Here is a 21,770-nt window from a genome sequence, read left to right on the forward strand (position 1 = left end):
CCCCCAACGGGAGGCTTACTATCTGGAAGGGTAGATTATGACTGTAGCGAAGCCCGCTTCGCGGCCCAACGTGCCGCATTTCTCCTCCGGCCCCTGCGCCAAGCGCCCCGGCTGGAACGCCCAAAATCTCAAGGACGCAGCGCTCGGCCGTTCGCATCGCGCGAAGGTCGGCAAGACCAAGCTCAAGCTCGCGATCGATCTGACGCGCGAAGTGCTTGAAGTGCCGGCCGATTATCGCATCGGCATCGTTCCGGCTTCCGATACCGGCGCGGTCGAGATGGCGCTGTGGTCGCTGCTCGGTGCACGGCCCGTCACCACGCTCGCCTGGGAATCCTTCGGTGAGGGCTGGGTCAGCGACATCGTCAAGGAATTGAAGCTCAAGGACGTCACCAAGCTGAATGCAGCTTACGGTGAGATTCCCGACCTCTCCAAGGTCGATCCCAAGAGCGACGTCGTCTTCACCTGGAACGGCACCACCTCCGGCGTCCGCGTGCCGAACGCCGACTGGATCAGCGCGACCCGCGAAGGCCTGACCATTTGCGACGCCACCTCGGCCGCGTTCGCGCAAGCCCTCGACTGGGCCAAGCTCGACGTCGTCACCTTCTCATGGCAGAAGGCGCTCGGCGGCGAAGCCGCGCACGGCATGCTGATCCTGTCGCCGCGTGCGGTGGAGCGGCTCGAGACCTACAAGCCGGCTTGGCCGCTGCCGAAGATCTTCCGCATGACCAAGGGCGGCAAGATCAACGAAGGCATTTTCGTCGGCGAAACCATCAACACGCCGTCGATGCTGTGCGTCGAGGACTATCTCGATGCACTGAACTGGGCCAAGTCGATCGGCGGCCTCAAGGCGCTGATCGCGCGCGCCGACGCCAACACCAAGGTGCTGGCCGACTGGAAGGCGAAGACGCCCTGGATCGACTTCCTGGCCAAGGACGCTTCGATCCGCTCCAACACCTCGGTGTGCCTGAAGTTCACCGATCCCGCGATCACCTCCCTCTCGGATGACGCGCAGGCCGACTTCTCCAAGAAGCTGGTTGCGCTGATCGAGAAGGAAGGCGCCGGTTACGACTTCGCGTATTACCGCGATGCACCGGCGGGGTTGCGCATCTGGTGCGGCGCCACCGTCGAGGCCAAGGATGTCGAGCTGCTGACGCAGTGGATCGACTGGGCTTTTGCCGAGACCAAGGCGCAGCTCGCGAAGGCGGCGTAAGTTTTCGTTCTTCGCCTCTCTCCGTTCTTACGGGGAGAGGCCGGGTCGCGCAGCGATCCGGGTGAGGGGCTCTCTCCACGAGCACTTCGCCTGCGGCTGCCCCTCACCCCAACCCTCGCCCCGTAAGAACGGGGAAAGGGAGAGCAACAAGCTTCCGAGTCACTCACGCATTTCCGGCCCTCGGGCCGATCCTCCCTCAGGGACGGTGAAGGACACATTCCCATGACCAAACCCAAAGTTCTCATTTCCGACGCGCTCTCGCCCGCTGCCGTGCAGATCTTCAAGGATCGCGGCGTCGAGGTCGACTTCCAGCCCAATCTCGGCAAGGACAAGGACAAGCTCGCCGAGATCATCGGCAATTACGACGGTCTCGCGATCCGCTCCGCGACCAAGGCGACCGCCAAGATCCTAGAGAAGGCGACCAACCTCAAGGTGATCGGCCGCGCCGGCATCGGCGTCGACAATGTCGAGATCCCCGCCGCCACGGCCAAGGGCATCATCGTGATGAACACGCCGTTCGGCAATTCGATCACGACCGCCGAGCACGCCATCACCCTGATGCTGGCGCTCGCCCGCGAGATCCCGCAGGCCGACGCCTCGACCCAGGCCGGCAAGTGGGAGAAGAACCGCTTCATGGGCGTCGAGATCACCGGCAAGGTGCTCGGCGTGGTCGGCTGCGGCAACATCGGATCGATCGTTGCCGACCGTGCACTCGGCCTGCGCATGAAGGTGATCGCATTCGATCCGTTCCTGTCGCCGGAGCGTGCCAAGGACATCGGTGTCGAGAAGGTCGATCTCGACGACCTGCTCAAGCGCGCCGACTTCATCACGCTGCACACACCGCTGACCGAGAAGACCAAGAACATCATCGACGCGGCCGCGATCGCCAAGATGAAGAAGGGCGTGCGCCTGATCAACTGCGCCCGCGGCGGCCTCGTCGACGAGCAGGCCGTGGTCGATGCGCTCAATTCCAAGCACATCGCCGGCGCCGCCTTCGACGTGTTCGTCGAGGAGCCCGCGAACACCAACGTGCTGTTCGGCCATCCCAACGTGATCTGCACGCCGCATCTCGGCGCCTCCACCACGGAAGCGCAGGAGAACGTCGCGCTCCAGGTCGCCGAGCAGATGTCGGATTATCTGCTCACCGGCGCGATCTCGAACGCCGTCAACTTCCCGTCGATCACCGCGGAAGAAGCGCCGAAGCTGAAGCCGTTCATCGCGCTTGCCGAGAAGCTCGGCTCGTTCGCCGGCCAGCTCACCGAAAGCGGCATCCTCAAGGTCGAGATCACCTATGAGGGCCATGTCGCCGAGATGAAGATCAAGGCGATCACCTCGGCGGTGCTGTCGGGCCTGCTGCGGCCGATGCTGGGCGAGGTCAATGTGGTGTCCGCGCCGGTCGTCGCCAAGGAGCGCGGCATGGTGGTGGACGAGATCGTGCGCGCCGCGCAGAGCGATTACGAGAGCCTGATCACCGTCACGGTGGCGACGGAGCGCCAGGAGCGCTCGGTCTCCGGCACCGTGTACCATGACGGCAAGCCACGATTGGTTGACGTCAAGGGCATCCGCGTCGACGCCGAGTTCGGCAAGTCGATGATCTACATCACCAACGAGGACAAGCCGGGCTTTATCGGCCAGTTCGCGAGCCTGCTGGGCGATGCCAAGATCAACATTGCCACCTTCCATCTCGGCCGCGTTGCGCCCGGCAGCGATGCGATCGCGCTGGTCGAGGTCGACGGTGCGGTGCCGGCGGACCTGCTCGCCAAGGTGCAGGCCCTGCCGCAGGTCAAGCAGGCCAAGGCACTGAGGTTCTGAGGCGTATCAGCAGAACGCGCTGACGCTGCTCCGGCAGCGTCAGCGATCGAAGCCGTAAAGCCGCGCCGGATTGTCGACCAGGATTGCATCGCGCGTCTTTTCATTGCCGGCCCACGCTGCGAGCAGGTCGAACAGCTCTGCGTCATCGGGCTTGTGCTTCTCGGTGACATGGGGCCAGTCGCTGCCCCAGACCAGGCGATCGGGCGCGATCTTGACGAAGGCCTGCGCGGTTCGCGTCGCGTCGGCATAGGGCGGGCCCTGCTCGGTGTTGAGATAGGCGCCGGCGAGCTTCACCCAGGCGCGGCCCTTGCTCGCGAGATCGGCGATGACGCCGAAGGCCGGATGGTCCGGCCCCTGTTTCGGCGGAAGCCGCCCCATATGATCGAATACGATTCCGCAGGGCAGGCGGCCGAGCATAGCCGACGTCTCGACGATCTGGTCGCCGGACATGTGAAGCTGGACGTGCCAGCCTAGATCGGCGATGCGCCTGGCCAGCGGTTCGATCATGTCGATTGTGGTCACCGTGTCGCTCGGATTCCAGACGCTGAAGCGAAGTCCGCGGATGCCGCCGGCATCGAGCCGCTTCAGCTCCGCATCCGTCACGCCGGGATGACAGACCCCGACGCCCCGTCCGTTCTTGCCGAGCCGGCTGAGGGCATCGAGGATGCAGGCATGGTCGGTGCGGTGATATTTCGGCTGCACCGGAACCGCGCGCGCCGTGCCGATGCGGCGCTGATGCAGCACATAGTCATCGAAGGTCGAGCCTGCCGGCTTGGCGCTTTCCGGTGTCGGAAAGCGGGGATCGATGATGTGGAAATGCGCGTCGCAGGCGTTCGCCGGTGCCTTTGTCTTCGGCGCCTCGGCGCCGGATGAATTGGGGATCGTGTCGGCTGCCGCATGACGCGACTGAGCGAGCCCCGCGGTGGTTGCGGCGGCTGCCGTGACGAATGTCCTTCGTGTCATCTGGTGCGGCATCGAAATTCTCCGTTACGGACTGGAATGGCGTTTGGCCGTCGCGGCCTCGGTCGTGTCTTCGCAGACCACATTGGCCTCGCGCAGTGCCGCGTAGCCGTCGTCGCCAATGCCGATTTCGCGGAGCAGCTCCCGATTGTGCTGGCCGAGCGCCGGCGCCGGCGTCCGGATCGTGCCTGGCGTCTGCGACAGCCGCGGCACCACATGGTGCATCGGGAGCTGCCCCATGTCCGGGTCCGGATAGTCGGCGATCAGCTCGCGGGCGATGACGTGCGGATCTGCCATGATCTGCGGGGTGTCGTAGATCGGGCCGATCGTGACCTCGGCTTGCTCGAAGAAAGCGACGTTCTCGGCCTGCGTCCGTGCTCCGATGAACTCGCCGATGATGGCGTCCAGCTCGTCGGCATGAAGCAGGCGGTCGGCATTGGTGCGGAAGCGCGGGTCGTCGACCAGCTCCGGGCGGCCGATAGCGCGGAGCAGCCGCTCGGCCATCTTCTGGATCGAGCCGGACAGGCTGACATAGTGTCCGTCGCTGCATTTATAGGCGTTGCGCGGAGCCGAATTGGTGGAGCGGCTGCCGGTGCGCGGCTTGACCTTGCCGGTGAGCCGGTAGTTCGCGGCCTGCGGGCTGAGGATCGCGAACAGCGGATCGAGCAGCGGCAGGTCGACGACCTGGCCGCGGCCACCCTTCATCTCGACCTCGCGCAGCGCGATCATGGCGGCGGAGGCGCCATAGAGGCCGGCGACGCCGTCGGCAAGATACATCGGGGGTAACACCGGTTCGCGGTCGGCAAAACCGTTGATGGCGGCGAATCCCGACACGCCCTCGATCACGGTGCCGAAGCCGGGGCGCTGCGCGTAGGGACCGTCCTGCCCCCAGCCGGAAATCCGGATGATGACCAGCGACGGATTGAGCGCCAGCAGCGTCTCCGGCGACAGTCCCATCTTTTCCAGAACGCCGGGGCGGAAGCTCTCGATGAAGATCCGGGTCGATGGCACCAGCTTCCGGATGATGTCGATCGCGCGCGGATCGCGCAGCGACAGGCACAGGCTCTTCTTGTTGCGCGAATAGACTTTCCAGTGGGTCTCGACGCCCTCGGTTTTCCAGGCGCGCAGCGTGTCCCCTTCGGGCGGCTCGACCTTGATCACCTCGGCGCCGAAGTCGCCGAGGATCTGGGTCAGCACGTTGCCGGCGAACAGCCGCGACAGGTCGAGGATACGGACACCATCCAGCGTGCCGCTGCGACCGGGCTCATAATCGCGGGCGTGCAATTGGCTCATGGCTTGACCTCGGTTGCGATTGTGTCGGTCAGTGCAGCGACGGCGCGGGCGCGCTCGACGAACGGCTTGTCGATCATGTGGCCGTCGACCAGATAGGCGCCGATGCCGCGGGCGTCGGCGTCCGCAGCGGCGGTCACGACCTTGCGTGCCCATGCGATCTCGGTCGCGTCGGGCATGAATGTCTCGTTGGCGATCGCGATCTGGCTCGGATGGATGCAGCTCTTGCCGGCAAAGCCGTGCTTTCGTGCCGCCAGGCATTCGGCGCGGTAGCCGTCGATATCCTTGACCGCGGCAAAGGCGCCGTCATAGGCGGCGATCGCGCCTTCGGCGGCAGCGAAGCGGACCGCAAGCCGGATATGGGCGAGCGCGTCGCGGTCGGACCTGCTGATGCGGCAGGGCTCGAGCAGATCGGCATAGCCGATCTGCAGCCCCATCACGCGCGGATGCGAGGTGGCGAGTGCGGCGGCGTTCCGTAGGCCCTTGGGTGTCTCGACGTTGAGCAGCACGCCAACCTGTCGCGACGAAGTCTCCAGCCATTCGATCCGCGCGATAGCCTGGCTCACCGCATCCGCGTCCTCGGCCATCGGCAGGTTGATGATATCGACCACGGCTCCGGCCAGCGCTTCGATGTCGGCGTCGAATTCGGCGGTGTCGAACGCGTTCACCCGGACCACGATGGATTTGCGGGTAGGCGGCAGCTCGCGCAGGAATCTGGCCAGCAGCGCACGCGCCTGCGATTTCTGGCTTTGGGCGACCGCGTCCTCGAGATCGAACGACAGCGCGTCGGCGGCGGAGTTCAACGCCTTGTCGAACAGTTCGGGCCGCGAGGCCGGAACGAACAGCTTGCTTCGCATCAGCATGCCTGTCCCTCCGCTCAGATGACCCTGAAGTGGGCCATCGCGATGATCGCGAGCGTCACCGTGATGGCGCCACCGATTCGGGTCGCGACCTGCGCGAACGGCATCAGTTCCATTCGTTCGGCAGCGGTCAGGATCATGACGTCGCCGGTGCCGCCGAGGCCGCTGTGGCAGGCGTTCACGATCGCCGTCTCGATCGGATACATCCTCAGCAGGCGGCCGACATAGAATCCGCTCGCCGTCAGCGTCACGATGGTCGCGATGATGGTGATCAGATTGGCGGGGTGGAACGCTTCGACCAGTTCATGCCATGGCGTCAGCGCCACCGCGGTGGAGAACAGCAGCGGATAGGTAACCGCGGTGACGAAGAAGCGAAACACGACGCGCGCGCCTTCCTCCAGCGAGGCCGGCACCGCCTTGAGCAGCTTGACGAGCACGACCAGGAACAGCATGGCGACCGGGGCCGGCAGGCCGATCAGGCTGTGAATCAGCGTGCCGAAGACGTAGATGGCGATGCCGGTGATGCCGCCGGCCGCGACGGTCGCGACGTCGACGCTGGTGACGCCAGCATGCGCGTGGTCGCGGACGGTATCCGTCGCAACGTCGGCGCCCGGCTGGAGCTGGCCGTCGCCGGTGAGATCCGGTCGCCGCTTGCCCAGCGAATTCAGGGCGCCGCAGCAGATGATGGCGACGAGGTTGCCGAAGAACACCAGCGGCAGGATCTGGCCGAGCATGGCGCCCTGGTCGAGCCCCAGCGCCTCCGCATAACCGACCGAAAGCGGGATCGCGCCTTCGCCGACGCCGCCCGCCATCACGGGGACGACGACATAGAGGATCGAGCGCCAGAAGCCGATCCCGCACAGCCAGCCGACCGCACCACCGACGCCGAGCGCGAGGATCGAGCCGCTCACCAGCGGAATGAAGATCTTGATGAATCCCTGGATCAGCACGCGCCGGTCCATGCTCAGGATCGAGCCGACGACGACGGCGGTGATGAAGAGATAGATGAAGTTGGTGAACTTGGTGAAATTCGTCACCTGCTGCACCAGCGGCGCCGGCAGCAGCTGATGCGCGACCAGGAACGACGGCAGGAAGATCGTCACCAGCGAGGAGCCGCCGATCACGTTCAGGATCGGGATCCGCCGCCCGATCTCGGCGCAGGTGAAGCCGCCGGCGACGAGCACGGCGATCATCACCGTGACCTCGCCGGAAATCTTGCCCTTGAAAGAGAAGGCCGCGATCAGGCCGAGCAGGAGCAGATAGACCGGCAGCGGGATGATGCCGACCCTGATCTGCATCAATCGCTGCAGGACATTGGAGGTGGATGTCTCGGCCGTCGGCGCGCGCTCCGTGACCGGATGCATGGGACCTGCCACCGCATTGGTCGTCATCGTTCCCTCCTGAAGTTCCGATAGGCGCGGCCGGTTGCGTGTCCGGCCGTCGGGGCGACCTTGCGGGAGGCTACAGCTTGCGTAAAATGCATTAATTGCAATTTTTCATGAGAAATATGCATGAAGATCCCGATCGACGGCGTCCAGGCCTTCGTCCATGTCGCTGAGCTCGGCAGCTTCAATCGGGCGGCGGATCATCTCTTCATCACCCAGACCGCATTGACGCGCCGCATCCAGCGGCTTGAGGCTTTTGTCGGGCTGCGTCTGATCGATCGCACCACGCGCTCGACGGCGTTGAGCCCGATGGGGAAGGATTTTCTGCCGCTGGCGCGCCGCATCGTCGATGACCTCGTCCATGGTCTCGACCGGCTGCGCACGACGTCGCGCCTCGGAGTCGGCGACGTCACGCTGGCGACGCTCCAATCGGTCGCGTTCCGGCAGTTGCCGTTGGCGCTGCGCATGTACGCCAGGAAGTATCCTCACAATCGCGTTCAGCTGCTCGAGCGGTCCGGCGCGCTCGTCACCGATGCGGTGCGCGAGGGCCGGGCCGACTTCGGTATCCACATCCAGCAGGAGGCCAATCCCGATCTCTCCGAGGAGATGCTGGTGCGCGATCCCTTTGTTCTGGTCTGTAGCCGCGCGCATCCGACCTCGAAGCTGAAACGGGTGACGTGGTCGAGCCTGGCGGGCATCGACCTCATCACGCTCGGCGGCGCCAGCGGCAACCGCCGCATCGTCGAGACGCAGCTCGTCAAGGCAGGGCTGGAGACGCGAGGCCGCTTCGCGGTCGAGAGCACGCCGAGTGCGATCGCGCTGGCGCGGGAGAATGTCGGCGCGGCAATCCTTCCCGCGGCAATGAACGCGACCGCGGTCGCGACCGGCTTGGTCGAGGTGCCACTGGTCGATCCGGTCCTGTACCGCACGATCGCTCTGGTGCGGCGGCGCAACGAGACGCTGTCACCTGCCGCCAGCGCACTCTACGGAATTATCAAGACACGGCTGTCGAGCGGCAGGCGATGATATCGGGCAGTTCCGCTGGCCGGAAAATCGGGCGAAACGATTTCTGTTGCCTTGGTCGGATATCTGTACGAAGAGCGTCTGAAGAGCCACAATTGACGATCCGACAAGGGAGAAAACAATGCGTGAAGCCGTCATCGTTTCCTACGCGCGCACGGGCCTCGCCAAATCCGGCCGCGGTGGGTTCAACATCACGCCGCCGATGTCGCTCGCGGCCCACGCCATTCACCACGCGGTCGACCGCGCCGGGGTCGACAAGGACTATGTCGAGGACTGCTATCTCGGCAATTGCGCCCATGGCGCGCCGAACATCGGCCGCCAGGCTGCGCTGCTCGCTGGCCTGCCGAAGTCGACCGGCGGCGTCTCGGTGAACCGCTTCTGCTCCTCGGGCCTGCAGACCATCGCGATGGCCGCCAACTCGATTCGCTCGGACGGCGCCGACTGCATCGTCGCCGGCGGTGTCGAGAGCATCTCGATCCCCGGTGGCGGCACGCCGAAGGAATCGATCGATCCGGAGCTCTTGAAGACCGCTCCCGACATCTTCATGGCGATGATCGACACCGCCGACATCGTCGCCGAGCGTTACAAGCTCAGCCGTGAATACCAGGACGAGTATTCGCTGGAATCGCAGCGCCGCATGGCGGCAGCCCAGCAGGCCGGCAAGTTCAAGGACGAGATCGTCCCGATGAAGACCAAGATGAAGGTGGTCGACAAGGCCACCAAGGCCGAGAGCATCGTCGACTACGTCGTCGACCGCGACGAGTGCAACCGTCCCGAGACCACGCTCGAAGGCCTCGCCAAGCTGGAGCCGGTGAAGGGCCCGGGCAAGTACGTCACCGCCGGCAATGCCAGCCAGCTCTCCGACGGCGCTGCCGCCGTGGTGCTGATGGAAGCCAAGGACGCCGAGAAGCGCGGCCTCAAGCCGCTCGGCCGTTTCGTCGCGTGGGCTGCGGCCGGCTGCGAGCCGGACGAGATGGGCATTGGCCCGATCTTCGCCGTTCCGAAGCTGCTCAAGCGTCACGGCCTGAAGATCGACGACATCGATCTTTGGGAGCTCAACGAGGCCTTCGCCAGCCAGTGCCTCTACTCGCGCGACAGGCTCGGCATCGATCCCGAGAAGTACAACGTCAATGGCGGCTCGATTGCGATCGGCCATCCCTTCGGCATGACCGGCGCCCGTCTGACCGGCCATTTGCTGCAGGAAGGCGCGCGCCGCAAGGCCAAGTGGGGCGTCGTCACCATGTGCATCGGCGGCGGCCAGGGCGGCGCCGGCCTGTTCGAGATCTACAGCTGATCTGAACGCGCAGAGATGTGAAAGGCACGGCGCTTGCGGCGCGCCGTGCCTTTTTCGTTGCGCATCCGGCGCCGCGAAACTATAAGCCTCGTGTCGGAAAAGGCAGATTTGGTCTGGTCAGCCCAAATCCTTTCGGTAACGAAAGCTCTGGTCCTTGGCCTTGTGCACGAGATCCCCACGACGAACAGCGGGCGCCACGCAGGCGCTCAATTGTTCGTCCGTGTGATCCTCGAAGCTCTGGGAACGCTCCGGTCGAACATCGACCCGAGGAGCGTCTCATGCAAACTCAATCCAAAAATCTCTACGATGTCGTCATCGCCGGTGCCGGCCCGGTCGGCCTGTTCCTCGCCTGCGAGCTGCGGCTCGCCGGCCTCTCGGTGCTGGTGCTGGAGCAGGCGCAGGACCCGCACGCTGCGCTGAAGCAGCTCCCGTTCGGCCTGCGCGGCCTGTCGATCCCGACAACCGAGGCCTTTCACCGGCGCGGCTTGCTCGACGAGATCGTCGCCGCCCAACGCGCGAAGTCAGGCGCGATCAGGAGCGCTGCGCACTGGATGCAGCAGGCGCGACGGCCCGCCGGCCATTTCGCCGGCATCCAGTTCTTTCAGGATGATATCGATGCCGCGCAATGGTCCTGGCGCCTGCCGACCCCGGCCGATGCCGGCGTTGCCGTCGACATGGACACGCTCGAAACCGCTTTGGCGGTGCGCGCATGCAGCCTGGGCGCCGACATCAGGCGCGGGTCTGGCGTGAATGCGATTGCGGCCTCGGAGGATGACGTGACCGTGCAGGCGGCCGGGGAAACCTTTTGTGGACGCTGGCTCGTCGGTTGCGACGGCGGCCGCAGCACGGTGCGCAAATCTTGCGGATTCGACTTCGTCGGCACCGACCCCGAATTCACCGGCTATTCCATCGAGGTCGAGCTGGCCGATGCGGAGAAACTCAGCCCCGGCCGCAACTACACGCCGACGGGCATGTACACCTACGCGCCATCAGGCACGATCGCGATGGTCGATTTCGACGGCGGTGCGTTTCACCGCACCGCGCCGATCAGGATCGAACATTTGCAGGGCGTCTTGCGCCGCGTCTCCTGCGCGGATGCCACCATCACTGGGCTTCGACTTGCCGCCACATGGACGGATCGGGCCCGTCAGGCATCCAGCTATCGCAAAGGCCGCGTGTTGCTCGCGGGCGATGCCGCGCACACCCATTCGCCGTTGGGTGGCCAGGGCCTCAATCTCGGTCTTGGCGATGCGATGAACCTCGGCTGGAAGCTGGCTGCGACCGTCCGTGGCCACGCGCCGGATCGTCTCCTCGACACCTATTCGCGCGAGCGGCATCCCGTCGGCGCGCAAATCCTTGACTGGTCGCGCGCGCAGGTCGCGATCATGCGGCCGACGCCGAGCGCCCGCGCGCTCCAGGCCATCGTCCGCGATCTCATCGCGACCCGCGACGGCGCGACCTATTTCGCCGAGCGCGTGCGCGGCGTTTCGCTGCGCTACGATCTTGGCGGCCGCCATCCGCTTGTCGGCCGCGGCGTTCCCGATTTCGAACTCGCTGACGGCACGACGACCGGAGACCGTCTCAGGGCAGCGAAAGGCCTGTTGCTCGACTTCGACACGCGTGCGCCGCTTGGCGCGCTTGCAAGCGGCTGGGGTGATCGGATCGCGTATGTTGCGTGCGAGCCGAGGGACCGGTTGGGCCTGAGCGCCGTGCTGGTGCGCCCCGATGGTTTCGTTGCCTGGGCCGGCGACGGCGCCTCCGATCATGAGGAAGCGGCTGAGGCCGCGTTTCGATGGTTCGGCGAACCGACGGCACGCAGAACTCCGTGAGCGCCACAAAAGCCGGCTGTGCACCTTTGCGTGCATTGTGTCACAATGCACGTAATCTTACGTGCCCGCAAATTAACGGAAGTTTTCATCCGTTGGCGCCTCATCAACCGCATTGATCACAACCGGTTTTCAACGATGCGTTTTCTCTCTCTTCGCCTCACTCACAAGATCACCGCGATCGGCGTCACCGGCGTCGCCGGTGTCGTCCTCATCGGCGGCATTCACCTCTATGGCGAGCGCGCGATGGGTGTCTATCGCGACGCCGCCGAGAACGCGCGCACGATCTTCGAGCTGAACGGCCGGATCGCGGTCGAGCTGCTCGAAGGCCGCCGCGCCGAGAAGGATTTCCTGCTGCGCAACGATGCGAGCAAGGTCCAGCGCCAGATCGAGATCGGCAAGGAGGTTGCCCTCGACATCGATAAGCTCCGCGGCAGAATTGCGGCTCTCGGCAAGCCCGAGCTGGTGCAAAGGATCGACGCGATGAACGCGTCGCTGAAGGCCTATCAGACGCGTTTTGCTGCGGTGGTCGAGGAGAGACTGCGTCTCGGGCTGGATGAGAATTCAGGTCTCGAAGGCCGCCTGCGCGCCTCCGTCCACGAGATCGAGAGCAAGGTCGATCAGCTGCATGATGCCTCGCTCAAGGTGATCATGCTGATGATGCGCCGGCACGAGAAGGATTTCATGCTGCGTCGCGACGCCAAATACGGCGGCGAGATGAAGAAGCGCGCCTCGGAATTCCTGGGCGGCATCGATGCCGCCGCCATTCCCGAGGCGGCAAAGGCCGAGCTGCGGCAGAAGCTTGCCGACTACCAACGCGATTTCTCCGCCTGGATGGAGACCGCCTTGCGGCTGGCGACGGAATTGAAGGCGATGTCGGAAGCGTTCGCGGCGGTCGAGCCCGTGATCGAGCAGGTGTCGAAATCGGTCGATACTCTCCGCCTCGAGGCTGACCGGCTGAACGAGGCCGAGCGGGACGGCATCCAGTTCTGGATCGCCATTGCGATCGCGCTGGTCGCGACCGGCGTGCTCGGCCTCGGCATCTTCATCGGCCGTTCGGTCTCGAAACCGCTCGCGGCGATGCGGGCGGCGATGATCGAGCTCGCCAAGGGCAATTTCGCCATCGTGCTGCCCGGCCTCGGCCGTCCCGACGAGATCGGCGAGATCGCGCAGGCGGTCGAGACGTTCAAGATCAACGCCGAGCAGAAGGCGCGCGAGGAGGCGGACGAGAAGATCAGGCAGGACAAGCTCGCGGCCGAGCGCCGCCGCGCCGACATGATCAGGATGGCCGACGATTTCGAGGGCGCGATCGGCGAGATCGTCGAGACGGTGTCCTCGGCGGCCACCGAGCTCGAGGCATCCGCGACCTCGCTGACCTCGACCGCGGGGCGGTCGACCGAGCTTGCCACGCTGGTCGAGGCCGCCTCGGAAGAGGCCGCCACCAACGTGCAGTCGGTGGCCTCCGCCGCCGAGCAGCTGACCGCCTCCGTCAACGAGATCAGCCGCCAGGTGCAGGCCTCCGCGCGCATCGCCGGCGAGGCCGTCAGCCAGGCGGGCCACACCAACGATCGCGTCGGCGAATTGTCGAAGGCGGCCGCGCGCATCGGCGACGTGGTCGAGCTCATCAATGCCATCGCGGGCCAGACCAATCTGCTGGCGCTCAACGCCACGATCGAGGCGGCACGTGCGGGTGAGGCGGGCCGCGGCTTTGCCGTCGTCGCGTCCGAGGTGAAGGCGCTGGCCGAGCAGACCGCGAAGGCGACCGGCGAGATCGGTCAGCAGATCGCCAGCATCCAGGGCGCGACCAACGAGTCCGTCGGCGCGATCAGGACCATCGGCGGCACCATCGAGCGCCTGTCCGAGATCTCGTCCACCATCGCGGCCGCCGTCGAGGAGCAGGGCGCCGCGACCGGCGAAATCTCGCGCAACGTCCAGAGTGCGGCGATCGGCACCACGCAGGTCAGCGCCAATATCAGCAATGTGCGGCAGGGCGCGGTCGAGACCGGTTCGGCCTCGACCCAGGTATTGTCAGCGGCCAGATCGCTGTCGGGCGACAGCAACCGCCTCAAATTCGAGGTCGGCAAATTCCTGGAGACGGTGCGCGCCGCATAGGCCTCACGCCCGCGCCGCCACCGGCGCGAACGTCACTTCGATCAGCGTCCCCGACGTCCCCGCGCTCCTGATGGTGAACTGGGCGCGGTTGGCTTCGACCAGGGCCTTGGTCAGCGACAGGCTCAGTGCGGAGCTGTCCGAGGCGTCTCCGGGCGGCGGCGTGCGGAACGGCTCCATGGCGGCGGCGACTTCCTGCTCGCTGAGGCCATGGCCGGTGTCGCGGATGCGAAGCGCGATCTCGCCGCGGTCGGACAGTGCGGTCGAGACGATCACCTGGCCGCCGGCACTCGCAAGCCGGATCGAGTTCGAGATCAGATTCATGGTCACCTGGCGCAGCGCGCGCGCGTCCGCCGTCACCTGCGGCAGCGCATGCGCGAGCGAGGTGCGGATGATGATGCGCTCGCGGTTGGCCTGCGGCTGCATCACGGTGACACAGGCTTCGACCAGGTCGTTGAGGTTGAGGTTGGCGAAGACGAGATCGAGCTTGCCGGTCTCGATCCGCGACAGCTCCAGCAAATCGTCGATGATGGTGATCACCCGCTCGCCGGAGGCGCGGATGTCCTTCATGTATTCGCCGTAGCGCTCGTTGCCGAGCGCGCCGAAGCGCTCGGAGATCATCACCTCGGCAAAGCCGATGATGGCGTTGAGCGGCGTGCGGATCTCGTGGCTGATCCGCGCCAGCATGTCGGCCTTGGCATTGGCGGCGCCGTCGACCAGACGACGCGCCTGCGTCAGCTCGCTCTCGCCTTTCTTCGCATGGGAGAGGTCGCGGAACACGGCGAAGAAGTTCGGGCCGTCCGGCCGCGTCCGGCCCATGATCATGGCGAGCGGCAGCACGCCGCCTTTCTTCTCGCGGCCGAGCACTTCGCGGCCATGGTCGAGCAGGCTCGCAATGTCCTGGCTCTTGAGGCTGTCGAGATAGTCGAGCACGACCTGCTGGCTCTCGGGTGCGAACAGCGTCGCCAGGTTCTGCTGCAGCAGCGCCTCGCCGTCATAGCCGAACAGCGCTTCGGCGCTGCGGTTGCAGGCGTGGATGTTGCCCTCGGCATCGAACATCACGATGCCCTCGGCCGTGGTGTCGAGGATCGCGGCGAGGTCTTCGGCGTCAGCGTCTCCGGCTTCGGGTTCGAGCTCGGGCGCGTAGACCAGCGGCTCGTCGATCTCGGTCTCGGCGGCCACCGGCGGCGCGACAACCGGGGCGACGATCATGGGTGCGGCTTGCGGCAGCGCGCAGATCAGCGCATGCGCGCTCTCGCCGTTCCAGTCGATCGTGTGCAGATGCGCTTCCGTCGTCGCCAGCGGCTGCTCGCCATTGGCGATGGCGGCGCTGATCGTCACCGGCGTGCCTGCTTGCGACGTGCTGCTGGCGGCGGAGACGCCCGGCTCGACATAGAGCGCGTCCAGCCCGCCGGCATCTTCCAGCGCATTGATGCTGGCATAGCCCATGCGCGCGAGAAAGGCGGGGTTGGCGTAGAGCAGGCGATCGAGCCGGTAGATCAGGATGCCCGTCGGCAGCAGGTCGAGCAGCGTGCGGTCGCGCGCGCTGTCGCCGCGCGCGGGCGGCGCGGGCTCGGTCAGCCATTCGGCCGCAGCGGGCGGCGCTTCGGGCTCCGTCGGTTCGGGCGTGATCTCCGCGGCCGGCGGCTCGTTTGCGGCGGACGCAATCTGCTCGCGCTCGCGTTCGAGCCGTTCGGACAATTGCCGCGCCAGCTCGTTGAACGCGCTGTTCTCGACCGGTGTCAGCGTCGGTGATCTCTGATCGCCGGGCGATCTGAGATCACCGGGTGCGCGGAACGGCACGACATTCGGAGGCGTTTCCACTGGCGTTTCCGGATCGGTTGGGTGTGAATTCGCTTCGGTTGTGGGTTCGGGCAGTTCGGCGACAGGCTCAGGTATCGGTTCGGGCTCAGATGGCGGAGTCTCGACCTGCAGAGGCGGCGCCTCTGCCGCGGGCGTGGGCTCCGGCTCAGGCTCGACCACATCGGCGGAAAGGCCATGCTGCGCGACCGGCGCGGCGAACAGCTCGTAGCGGCGCAGCGCATCGAGCCGGTTGAGGCCGTCGAGATCGCGGCAGACGCCAAAGCCCTTGAAGCCGGCGAAGTTGCGCGCGTGGTCGTAGACCGGCAGGCCGGCAAGCTCGACCGGCAGATGCTCGCCGCCATCGGCCGGCCAGTTCACGGTGATGCCTGCCCAGGTGTCGTGGCTCGCCAGCGCCTGCGCGACGCGGCCCTCGGGATCGAGCGAAAATTCGTCGGCGATCTCGCGCCAGGGCCGGCCGAAGCCGGCGGCGGTGTGCGTGCCCATCAGGCGAATGAATTCGGCTGACGCCAGCACAAAGCGCCCCTCCGCATCCATCTGCCAGAGGAAGCGCAGCGGATGCTGGCGCGGTGTCTCCGCATTGGCAGACTGCGGCTGCGCATGTCCGGGCGGCTCGACCATGGCTGCCGTGATCGGCGCGGCTTGCGGCGGCACGATGGCTGCGGGCGGGTTTTCAACCGGTGTTTCCGGCGCGGCATCCGCCGCATCCGTGATCGTCTCCGAGACAGGCTCTGCGGCCGCTTCCGTCGCGGTGTCCTGGATCGCGACGATCTCGCTCGCCGTTTCCTCTGTCGTCACCACGCTCGCAGGCGGCGCGGGCGCGATCGTCTCGTCCGGCTCTGGCGTCTCGTCCAGCTCGGCAAAGGCATCGAACAGGTCGATTCCCGCGACGGGCTCGCTCGGTGTCTCCGCGGCTGGCGGCACAGGCTCAACCGCCGCCTCCAGCGTCGATGCAGGCTCCGCTTCAGGCGCAGGGTCCGGCAAGCTCTCCGCAACAGGCGCCGCTTGTGGCGGCGCCGGCTCGATCAGCGCGACCAGACCGACATCGCTGCCGACGCCGACCCGCTGCAGCACCATCTTGCCGATGCCGATCGGCATCTCGACGCGGCCTTGTCTCAGCGCATCGCTGCGGGCCTGGTCGAGCCCGGCCTCGCCGAGATCGCGAAAGCCGAGCAGGGGGCGCGCCGCCTCGCTGGCGCCGGCGAACATTCCGTCCGGCGCGAACGCCGCCATCGGCGTGGTTGCGCCGTCGACCAGGCGATGCAGACGCTCGACCAGCGACATGCTGCGCGCGCCCGCATCCATCGCGGTGACGAGCACGCCTTCGCCGCCATCGGCAAAGGTGAGCCGCGCACAGGCGCAGGTCATCAGCGCGCCGAGCCCGGCGCCGAAGCCGCGCAGCCGCTCCAGCCTGATCGCGCCGTTTCCGGACAGCCGGCGCGCCAGCTGCACGACCTGGCGGCGATGGCCATCGGCGGGGCCGAATGTTTTTTGTGCGAGGGCCGCCGCATTGGCCGCCGCGAAGAATTTTGCGCCGACCGCGTTGGCCCACAGCACGCGGCTGCCATCGAGCGACCACAGCCACGCCGGCAGCGGAGAGGTGGCGTGCACGGACAGCCTGGGATCGCCGACGCCTCGCAACTGGAAATCCGAATTGGTCATCGGCGGGCTTTAGGTCTCGCTGTCACGCTTCACGTCGGGACTGCCGGGAATGACAGCCTTAAGAAAGGGTTAGTATCGCGCGCGGGCGCGGGCAGGTCCACGGCCCCAGCCTATGAGGGGTGTCCTAATGCCGCGATAACCTTAATCCGGCCGCCCCCGCAAGCAGCCGCCTTGCTGCATCCGCAGGATTCAAGCGGGGGGAAGGGGCGTGATACCGCCAATACCGTCAGCCGCGCCGCGATGGGCGACCCAGGCGAGGCATCAGTCCTCGCCGTCATTCCGGGGCGCGACGAAGTCGCGAGCCCGGAATCCATCGGGCCGCAGAGATGGTCGATGGAAGGATTCCGGGCTCGCGCTGCGCGCGCCCCGGAATGACGGGCACGGAAATACCTCAACCACCGGTTCCCCATTCCGGGAACCTCGCCTTCAGGATTAAATTCTTGCAACGCACGCGAGATCACGTTTGCGTTGCACAATGTTGACATGTTAGGCAGCCATACTACTGGGCGCTGGACGAGCCATCTCGTTTGTTTTGCGTTCCAGTCTTTCGTACCCGCCAGTCGTAACAAGAAATGGCCCCGGTTGGGTCGGCGGGCGCGCCAGAAGGCTCACTCCATTTTTCATTATCGCGAGGGACCAACCATGACAGGTGCGACTGATCCGTTTTCTGCCTCGATCATCCCGTTCGAGGTTCCCGAGCAGGTGCGTGCGTTCGCCGAGAAGGGCGTTTCGCAGGCCCGCGAGAACTACGCCAAGTTCAAGGACGCCGCCGAAACCCACAACGGCACCGTCGAGGCCGTGTTCGCCTCGGCCAGCAAGGGCGCGAGCGAGTACACCGCCAAGCTGATGGAATTCGCCAAGGCCAACACCACGGCCCATCTGGATTTCACCCAGGAGCTGCTCGGCACCAAGTCGCCGACCGATGCCTTCCAGCTCTGGACCGGCCACGCCAAGAGCCAGCTCGAGACCTTCCAGGCCCAGGCCAAGGAGCTGGTCGAGATCGCCCAGCGCGCCGCCAGCGCGACCGCCGAGCCGATCAAGGCCTCCGCCTCGAAGTTCTACCCGGCCGCCTGATCAAAAAGGCGGATCGATCCAATTAGGGAAACCCGGGCCTTAAGGGCCCGGGTTTTTTGTCACCTCTCCCGGAGGGAGAGGTCGGATCGCCCCGGCCGATGCGAAGCATCGTCCGGCGCGAGCCGGGTGAGGGGATCAGGTCTCACGAGGTAAATCGTGGACAGCCGATCGAATCCAAGGATTTATCGCGCTGGAGAGGGGCAAATATCGGATTTTGCGGCCTTGCCAAAGGCGGCCGTTGCACCTAGTTTCCGCCCCGTTCAGCCCCCTCGGTTGTCGGCCCTCTCAGGGCGCCCCCAAGGGCGGCTCGCAAGGATGCAGTTGTAGCTCAGTTGGTTAGAGCGCCTGTCTGTGGAACAGGAGGTCGGTGGTTCGAGCCCACCCAACTGTACCAGCGCCGGCAGAGACCTGGCCCGCGATGCTGCAACGTCCCGATCACCAAGCTTCGGCCCGTCCAGCCTCAAGGCATGCCCACGGGGTGCGTCGTCATCGCCTTGGCTCACCACCAACGGCGAAAGGCCATCCACCGTGCCAAACCCCCACTTCAGCGCATGAGCGCCAGCCAATGGGCTATTTCGTTTGACCCCCTGTGGGTCTACGCCCAGATCGGCCTGAAACGCCCAACCTTGCCCGATTGACGCTCGGAGCCGAGCGGCCCAAAGTTGCGATTAGGCAGCCGTTGGCGCACCAATGTCAGACCTTAACGAGGTCAGCAGGAAGCTCGTCGCAGTCTTCGCGGCAGACGTCGAGGGCTACAGTCGGCTTATGGGCGACGATGAGGTTGGCACCCTGAAGGGTCTCACCGAGCGCCGTGCCATTCTGGATAAGCTCATCGGGCAGCATCGGGGCCGCATAGCGAACACGGCGGGCGATAGTGTTTTGGCCGAGTTTGGCAGCGCAGTGGAAGCCGTGCAGTGCGCGGTGGACGCGCAAACCGCGTTGGCCGAAGCCAACGCCAGTCTCAAATCCGATCGCCGCATAAGCTTCCGGATCGGTATCCACATTGGTGACGTCATGATCCGCGCTGGGGATCTCTTCGGCGACGGTGTGAACATTGCCGCGCGACTGCAGTCGATTGCGAAAGCGGGTGGCGTGTGTATTTCCCGTGCCACCTACGATCAGGTGCACAAGGTTCTGCCGATGGCCTTCGTGGACCTTGGTGTTCAGACGGTGAAGAACATCCAAGAGCCGGTCAGGGCCTATCACGTCGCGGCGACACCAACGGAAACACAAGAGGCTGCTTTCACGCATTTCGCCGAGGTCGAGAGCCCGCCTCCGATCCCCGACAAGCCTTCCGTTGCGGTGCTCCCGTTCCAGAACATGTCCGGTGATCCCGAACAGGCGTATTTCGCCGATGGGATGGTTGAGGAAATCATCACCGCCCTCTCGCGCTTCAAATCGCTGTTCGTGATCGCACGCAATTCCAGTTTCACCTTCAAGGATCGGGCTGTCGACATCAAGGACGTTGGACGCGCGCTTGGCGTCCGCTACGTCCTTGAGGGGTCCGTGCGCAAGGCATCGGGCAAAGTTCGTATCACGGGACAGTTGATTGATGCGATGACGGGGGCGCACCTGTGGGCGGACAGGTTCGAGCGCGACTTGGCGGACATTTTTGCTCTGCAGGACGAAATAACGACCGCCGTCGTCTCGGCAATTCATCCAAAATTGCTCCAGACAGAAATTGCAACACGGCGACGACCGGAGAACCTCACGGCTTACGACTTTTTCCTCCGCATGATGCCGCAATATTACCTGGCCACGCGCGAGGGAATGGCAGAGGCGATACGTCTGGGCGATCGCGCGTTGGAGTTGGATCCGCGTTACGGGTTTGTGGCCGCGATCGTGGGGGCCTGCCACATGCTCAATATCTTGTGCGGCCACTCGAGAGATCCGCAATCCGACCGCGCGGAAGCGGTTCGACTGCTGAGAGTGGCGATGGGTGTCGACGATGACGATGCGGAGAAGCTGGCATTTGTCGCCGCGACCCTGGCGTTCACGGGCGATTATGAGAGCAGCATCGAAATCGCGGACAGGTCGGTCGCGCTCAACTCGAATTCGTTTCATGCATGGCATGGCAGGGGGACGGTCTACAGGATTGCGGGCTTGCCTGAGGAAGCCATCCGAAGCCAGAAAATCGCGATGCGCTTGAGTCCGGTAGACCCGCTGCTATTCCAGTCTTTCAACGTCATGGGGCTGGGCCTGATCGAGCTTGGTCGCTTCGACGAGGCCGTCGTTGCTGCGAAGCGGGCTCTCCGTCTGAATCCCTCCTTTCCCCCAGCGTATTACTGTCTCACCTCCGCTCTCGCGCATCTCGGACGTGAAGCAGAAGCGCGCGAGGCAGCGGCCCGTCTTCTTCAGGCCGACCCCGCCTTTACAATAGCCGGGCGGATCGCTGGGAGCGCGCAATCATCGAAACGGATCATCGAGGGCCTGAGGAAGACCCAGTTGCCGGAGTGAGAGGGTGTATCTGCTCGTTCTCTGTCGGCGACGCGGGCCTGTCACTGAAATTATCGTGTCTCACGTCAGGGGGGCAGTCCAGCACTGTCACCGTAACCGGAGTTGGACGCCGGATCGCCGTCACCAGCCGCGGTGACAGCGGATCGCCCGCACCGTAAGCCATCCGGAGATTGGCGCCGGCCTGCCGGCAACCACGGTTCTGTGAAACTCTTTTGGATACGGGACGGTACCAACGTTCTTCTGGGGCGGCTATGTCGCCAGGGCGCGGGCCTCAATCAGGCCGATGATGCCGCGCGAGCCAAGACTTACTTACGAGGTGCAGTCCAGGCGGGTTGCCACGGTGCGTCGCCGTATTTTCTATTGCCGCCTATTCAGCCCATTCTATTGAAATCTTCGTGCTCGGGACATCGGCCGGCGGCAAGAGAGTCCGATACATCGTACGCGGAAATTCCTCAAGCGTGCAGCTTTCGTGCTTGTAGTTCGTGTCATACCCCTCTGAAAAATAGATAGTCATCCCGATCGTATTTTCGGCCTCTGATACAATCCTGACCCATGCAATAAGGTCATCGATCTTACTCGTCAGATAGCTTGCGCGCTCGTTGGGAGAAAATTGCTCGGTAGGAGGATAGAATATTTCGTCAGAGGTATTTGCTATCGGCGAACCTACGACGAAGAATGGCAGACGATCGAGCTCAATCCTATTTGGTTTCGATCCCAGTATGTCGAAAGTGATCTTCTGAATAACGTTGACACCAAATTGAACGCAAAGGCGTAACTTCGCGCTCGCTTCAATCATTAGAAAGAGGGCCTCAGAATATCCCGGCTCGCCGGTTTCCCTGAATACAATTTCACCACACAGAAAATGGCTCATGCTGTCTTCTCCTAGGCCGTGTGCCTATAAACCCAGCGGCGTCACCTGGCTGGTGACTACGTCCGCTGCTCTTCAATGGCGACCAAGTTTATGCGGCAGGGCAATATGTCGCGATG

The 21,770-nt window shown here is 65.0% G+C and carries 14 protein-coding genes and 1 tRNA gene; 9 read left to right on the forward strand and 6 right to left on the reverse strand.

Going from position 1 to position 21,770, the window contains the following annotated elements; genetic code table 11:
• Window positions 1-37 precede the first annotated feature (37 nt).
• Entirely contained in the window at window positions 38-1,210 is a 1,173-nt protein-coding gene (locus JQ587_RS27040) for a phosphoserine transaminase (RefSeq protein WP_212296999.1), read from the forward strand.
• Between the two features lie 222 nt (window positions 1,211-1,432).
• Window positions 1,433-3,022, forward strand: coding sequence for a phosphoglycerate dehydrogenase (gene serA / locus JQ587_RS27045; protein WP_212296998.1), 1,590 nt, complete (start codon window positions 1,433-1,435; stop codon window positions 3,020-3,022).
• 39 nt (window positions 3,023-3,061) lie between these two features.
• Here the strand turns inward: serA and JQ587_RS27050 are convergent, their stop codons facing one another.
• From JQ587_RS27050 to JQ587_RS27065, 4 genes are read right to left on the reverse strand one after another with little or no spacing between them, the layout of a single operon-like run.
• Window positions 3,062-3,997, reverse strand: coding sequence for an amidohydrolase family protein (locus tag JQ587_RS27050; protein ID WP_212427330.1), 936 nt, complete (start codon window positions 3,995-3,997; stop codon window positions 3,062-3,064).
• Window positions 3,998-4,009: 12 nt separating this feature from the next.
• Complete coding sequence (locus tag JQ587_RS27055; RefSeq protein WP_212427331.1) at window positions 4,010-5,275, reverse strand: CaiB/BaiF CoA transferase family protein; 1,266 nt, start codon at window positions 5,273-5,275, stop codon at window positions 4,010-4,012.
• The gene (locus tag JQ587_RS27060) at window positions 5,272-6,135 is read right to left on the reverse strand and encodes an HpcH/HpaI aldolase/citrate lyase family protein (RefSeq protein WP_249154538.1); all 864 of its coding nucleotides are present in this window, start codon (window positions 6,133-6,135) and stop codon (window positions 5,272-5,274) included. Before JQ587_RS27060 ends, JQ587_RS27055 begins: the two co-directional genes overlap by 4 nt.
• 14 nt (window positions 6,136-6,149) lie before the next feature.
• On the reverse strand, window positions 6,150-7,523 hold the full coding sequence (locus tag JQ587_RS27065) for a 2-hydroxycarboxylate transporter family protein (protein WP_249154539.1): 1,374 nt from the start codon (window positions 7,521-7,523) through the stop codon (window positions 6,150-6,152).
• Between the two features lie 120 nt (window positions 7,524-7,643).
• On the opposite strand from JQ587_RS27065, the gene JQ587_RS27070 reads away from it, so the two are divergent.
• The 4 genes from JQ587_RS27070 (at window position 7,644) to JQ587_RS27085 (ending at window position 13,772) form a co-directional block, all read left to right on the forward strand.
• On the forward strand, window positions 7,644-8,543 hold the full coding sequence (locus JQ587_RS27070) for a LysR family transcriptional regulator (protein WP_212427332.1): 900 nt from the start codon (window positions 7,644-7,646) through the stop codon (window positions 8,541-8,543).
• 118 nt (window positions 8,544-8,661) lie between these two features.
• Entirely contained in the window at window positions 8,662-9,834 is a 1,173-nt protein-coding gene (locus JQ587_RS27075; RefSeq protein WP_212427333.1) for a thiolase family protein, read from the forward strand.
• A 278-nt stretch (window positions 9,835-10,112) separates the two neighbouring features.
• On the forward strand, window positions 10,113-11,663 hold the full coding sequence (locus tag JQ587_RS27080; RefSeq protein ID WP_212427334.1) for an FAD-dependent oxidoreductase: 1,551 nt from the start codon (window positions 10,113-10,115) through the stop codon (window positions 11,661-11,663).
• Between the two features lie 135 nt (window positions 11,664-11,798).
• Window positions 11,799-13,772 (forward strand): methyl-accepting chemotaxis protein, encoded by a 1,974-nt coding sequence (locus JQ587_RS27085; RefSeq protein ID WP_212427335.1) that lies wholly within the window; start codon window positions 11,799-11,801, stop codon window positions 13,770-13,772.
• Window positions 13,773-13,775: 3 nt separating this feature from the next.
• On the opposite strand, the gene JQ587_RS27090 is transcribed toward JQ587_RS27085, so the two are convergent.
• The gene (locus tag JQ587_RS27090; RefSeq protein ID WP_212427336.1) at window positions 13,776-17,252 is read right to left on the reverse strand and encodes a PAS domain-containing sensor histidine kinase; all 3,477 of its coding nucleotides are present in this window, start codon (window positions 17,250-17,252) and stop codon (window positions 13,776-13,778) included.
• Between the two features lie 642 nt (window positions 17,253-17,894).
• Here JQ587_RS27090 and JQ587_RS27095 point away from each other — a divergent pair.
• The 3 genes from JQ587_RS27095 (at window position 17,895) to JQ587_RS27105 (ending at window position 20,783) form a co-directional block, all read left to right on the forward strand.
• Window positions 17,895-18,326, forward strand: a complete 432-nt coding sequence (locus JQ587_RS27095; protein WP_212427337.1) for a phasin — start codon at window positions 17,895-17,897, stop codon at window positions 18,324-18,326.
• A gap of 317 nt (window positions 18,327-18,643) precedes the next feature.
• Window positions 18,644-18,720, forward strand: a tRNA-His gene (locus tag JQ587_RS27100).
• Window positions 18,721-19,016: 296 nt separating this feature from the next.
• Window positions 19,017-20,783, forward strand: a complete 1,767-nt coding sequence (locus tag JQ587_RS27105; RefSeq protein ID WP_212427338.1) for an adenylate/guanylate cyclase domain-containing protein — start codon at window positions 19,017-19,019, stop codon at window positions 20,781-20,783.
• Between the two features lie 367 nt (window positions 20,784-21,150).
• On the opposite strand, the gene JQ587_RS27110 is transcribed toward JQ587_RS27105, so the two are convergent.
• Entirely contained in the window at window positions 21,151-21,654 is a 504-nt protein-coding gene (locus JQ587_RS27110; RefSeq protein ID WP_212427339.1) for a hypothetical protein, read from the reverse strand.
• Window positions 21,655-21,770: the final 116 nt, after the last annotated feature.

This window comes from Bradyrhizobium manausense (genome assembly GCF_018130615.1).
Lineage (GTDB): Bacteria > Pseudomonadota > Alphaproteobacteria > Rhizobiales > Xanthobacteraceae > Bradyrhizobium > Bradyrhizobium manausense_A.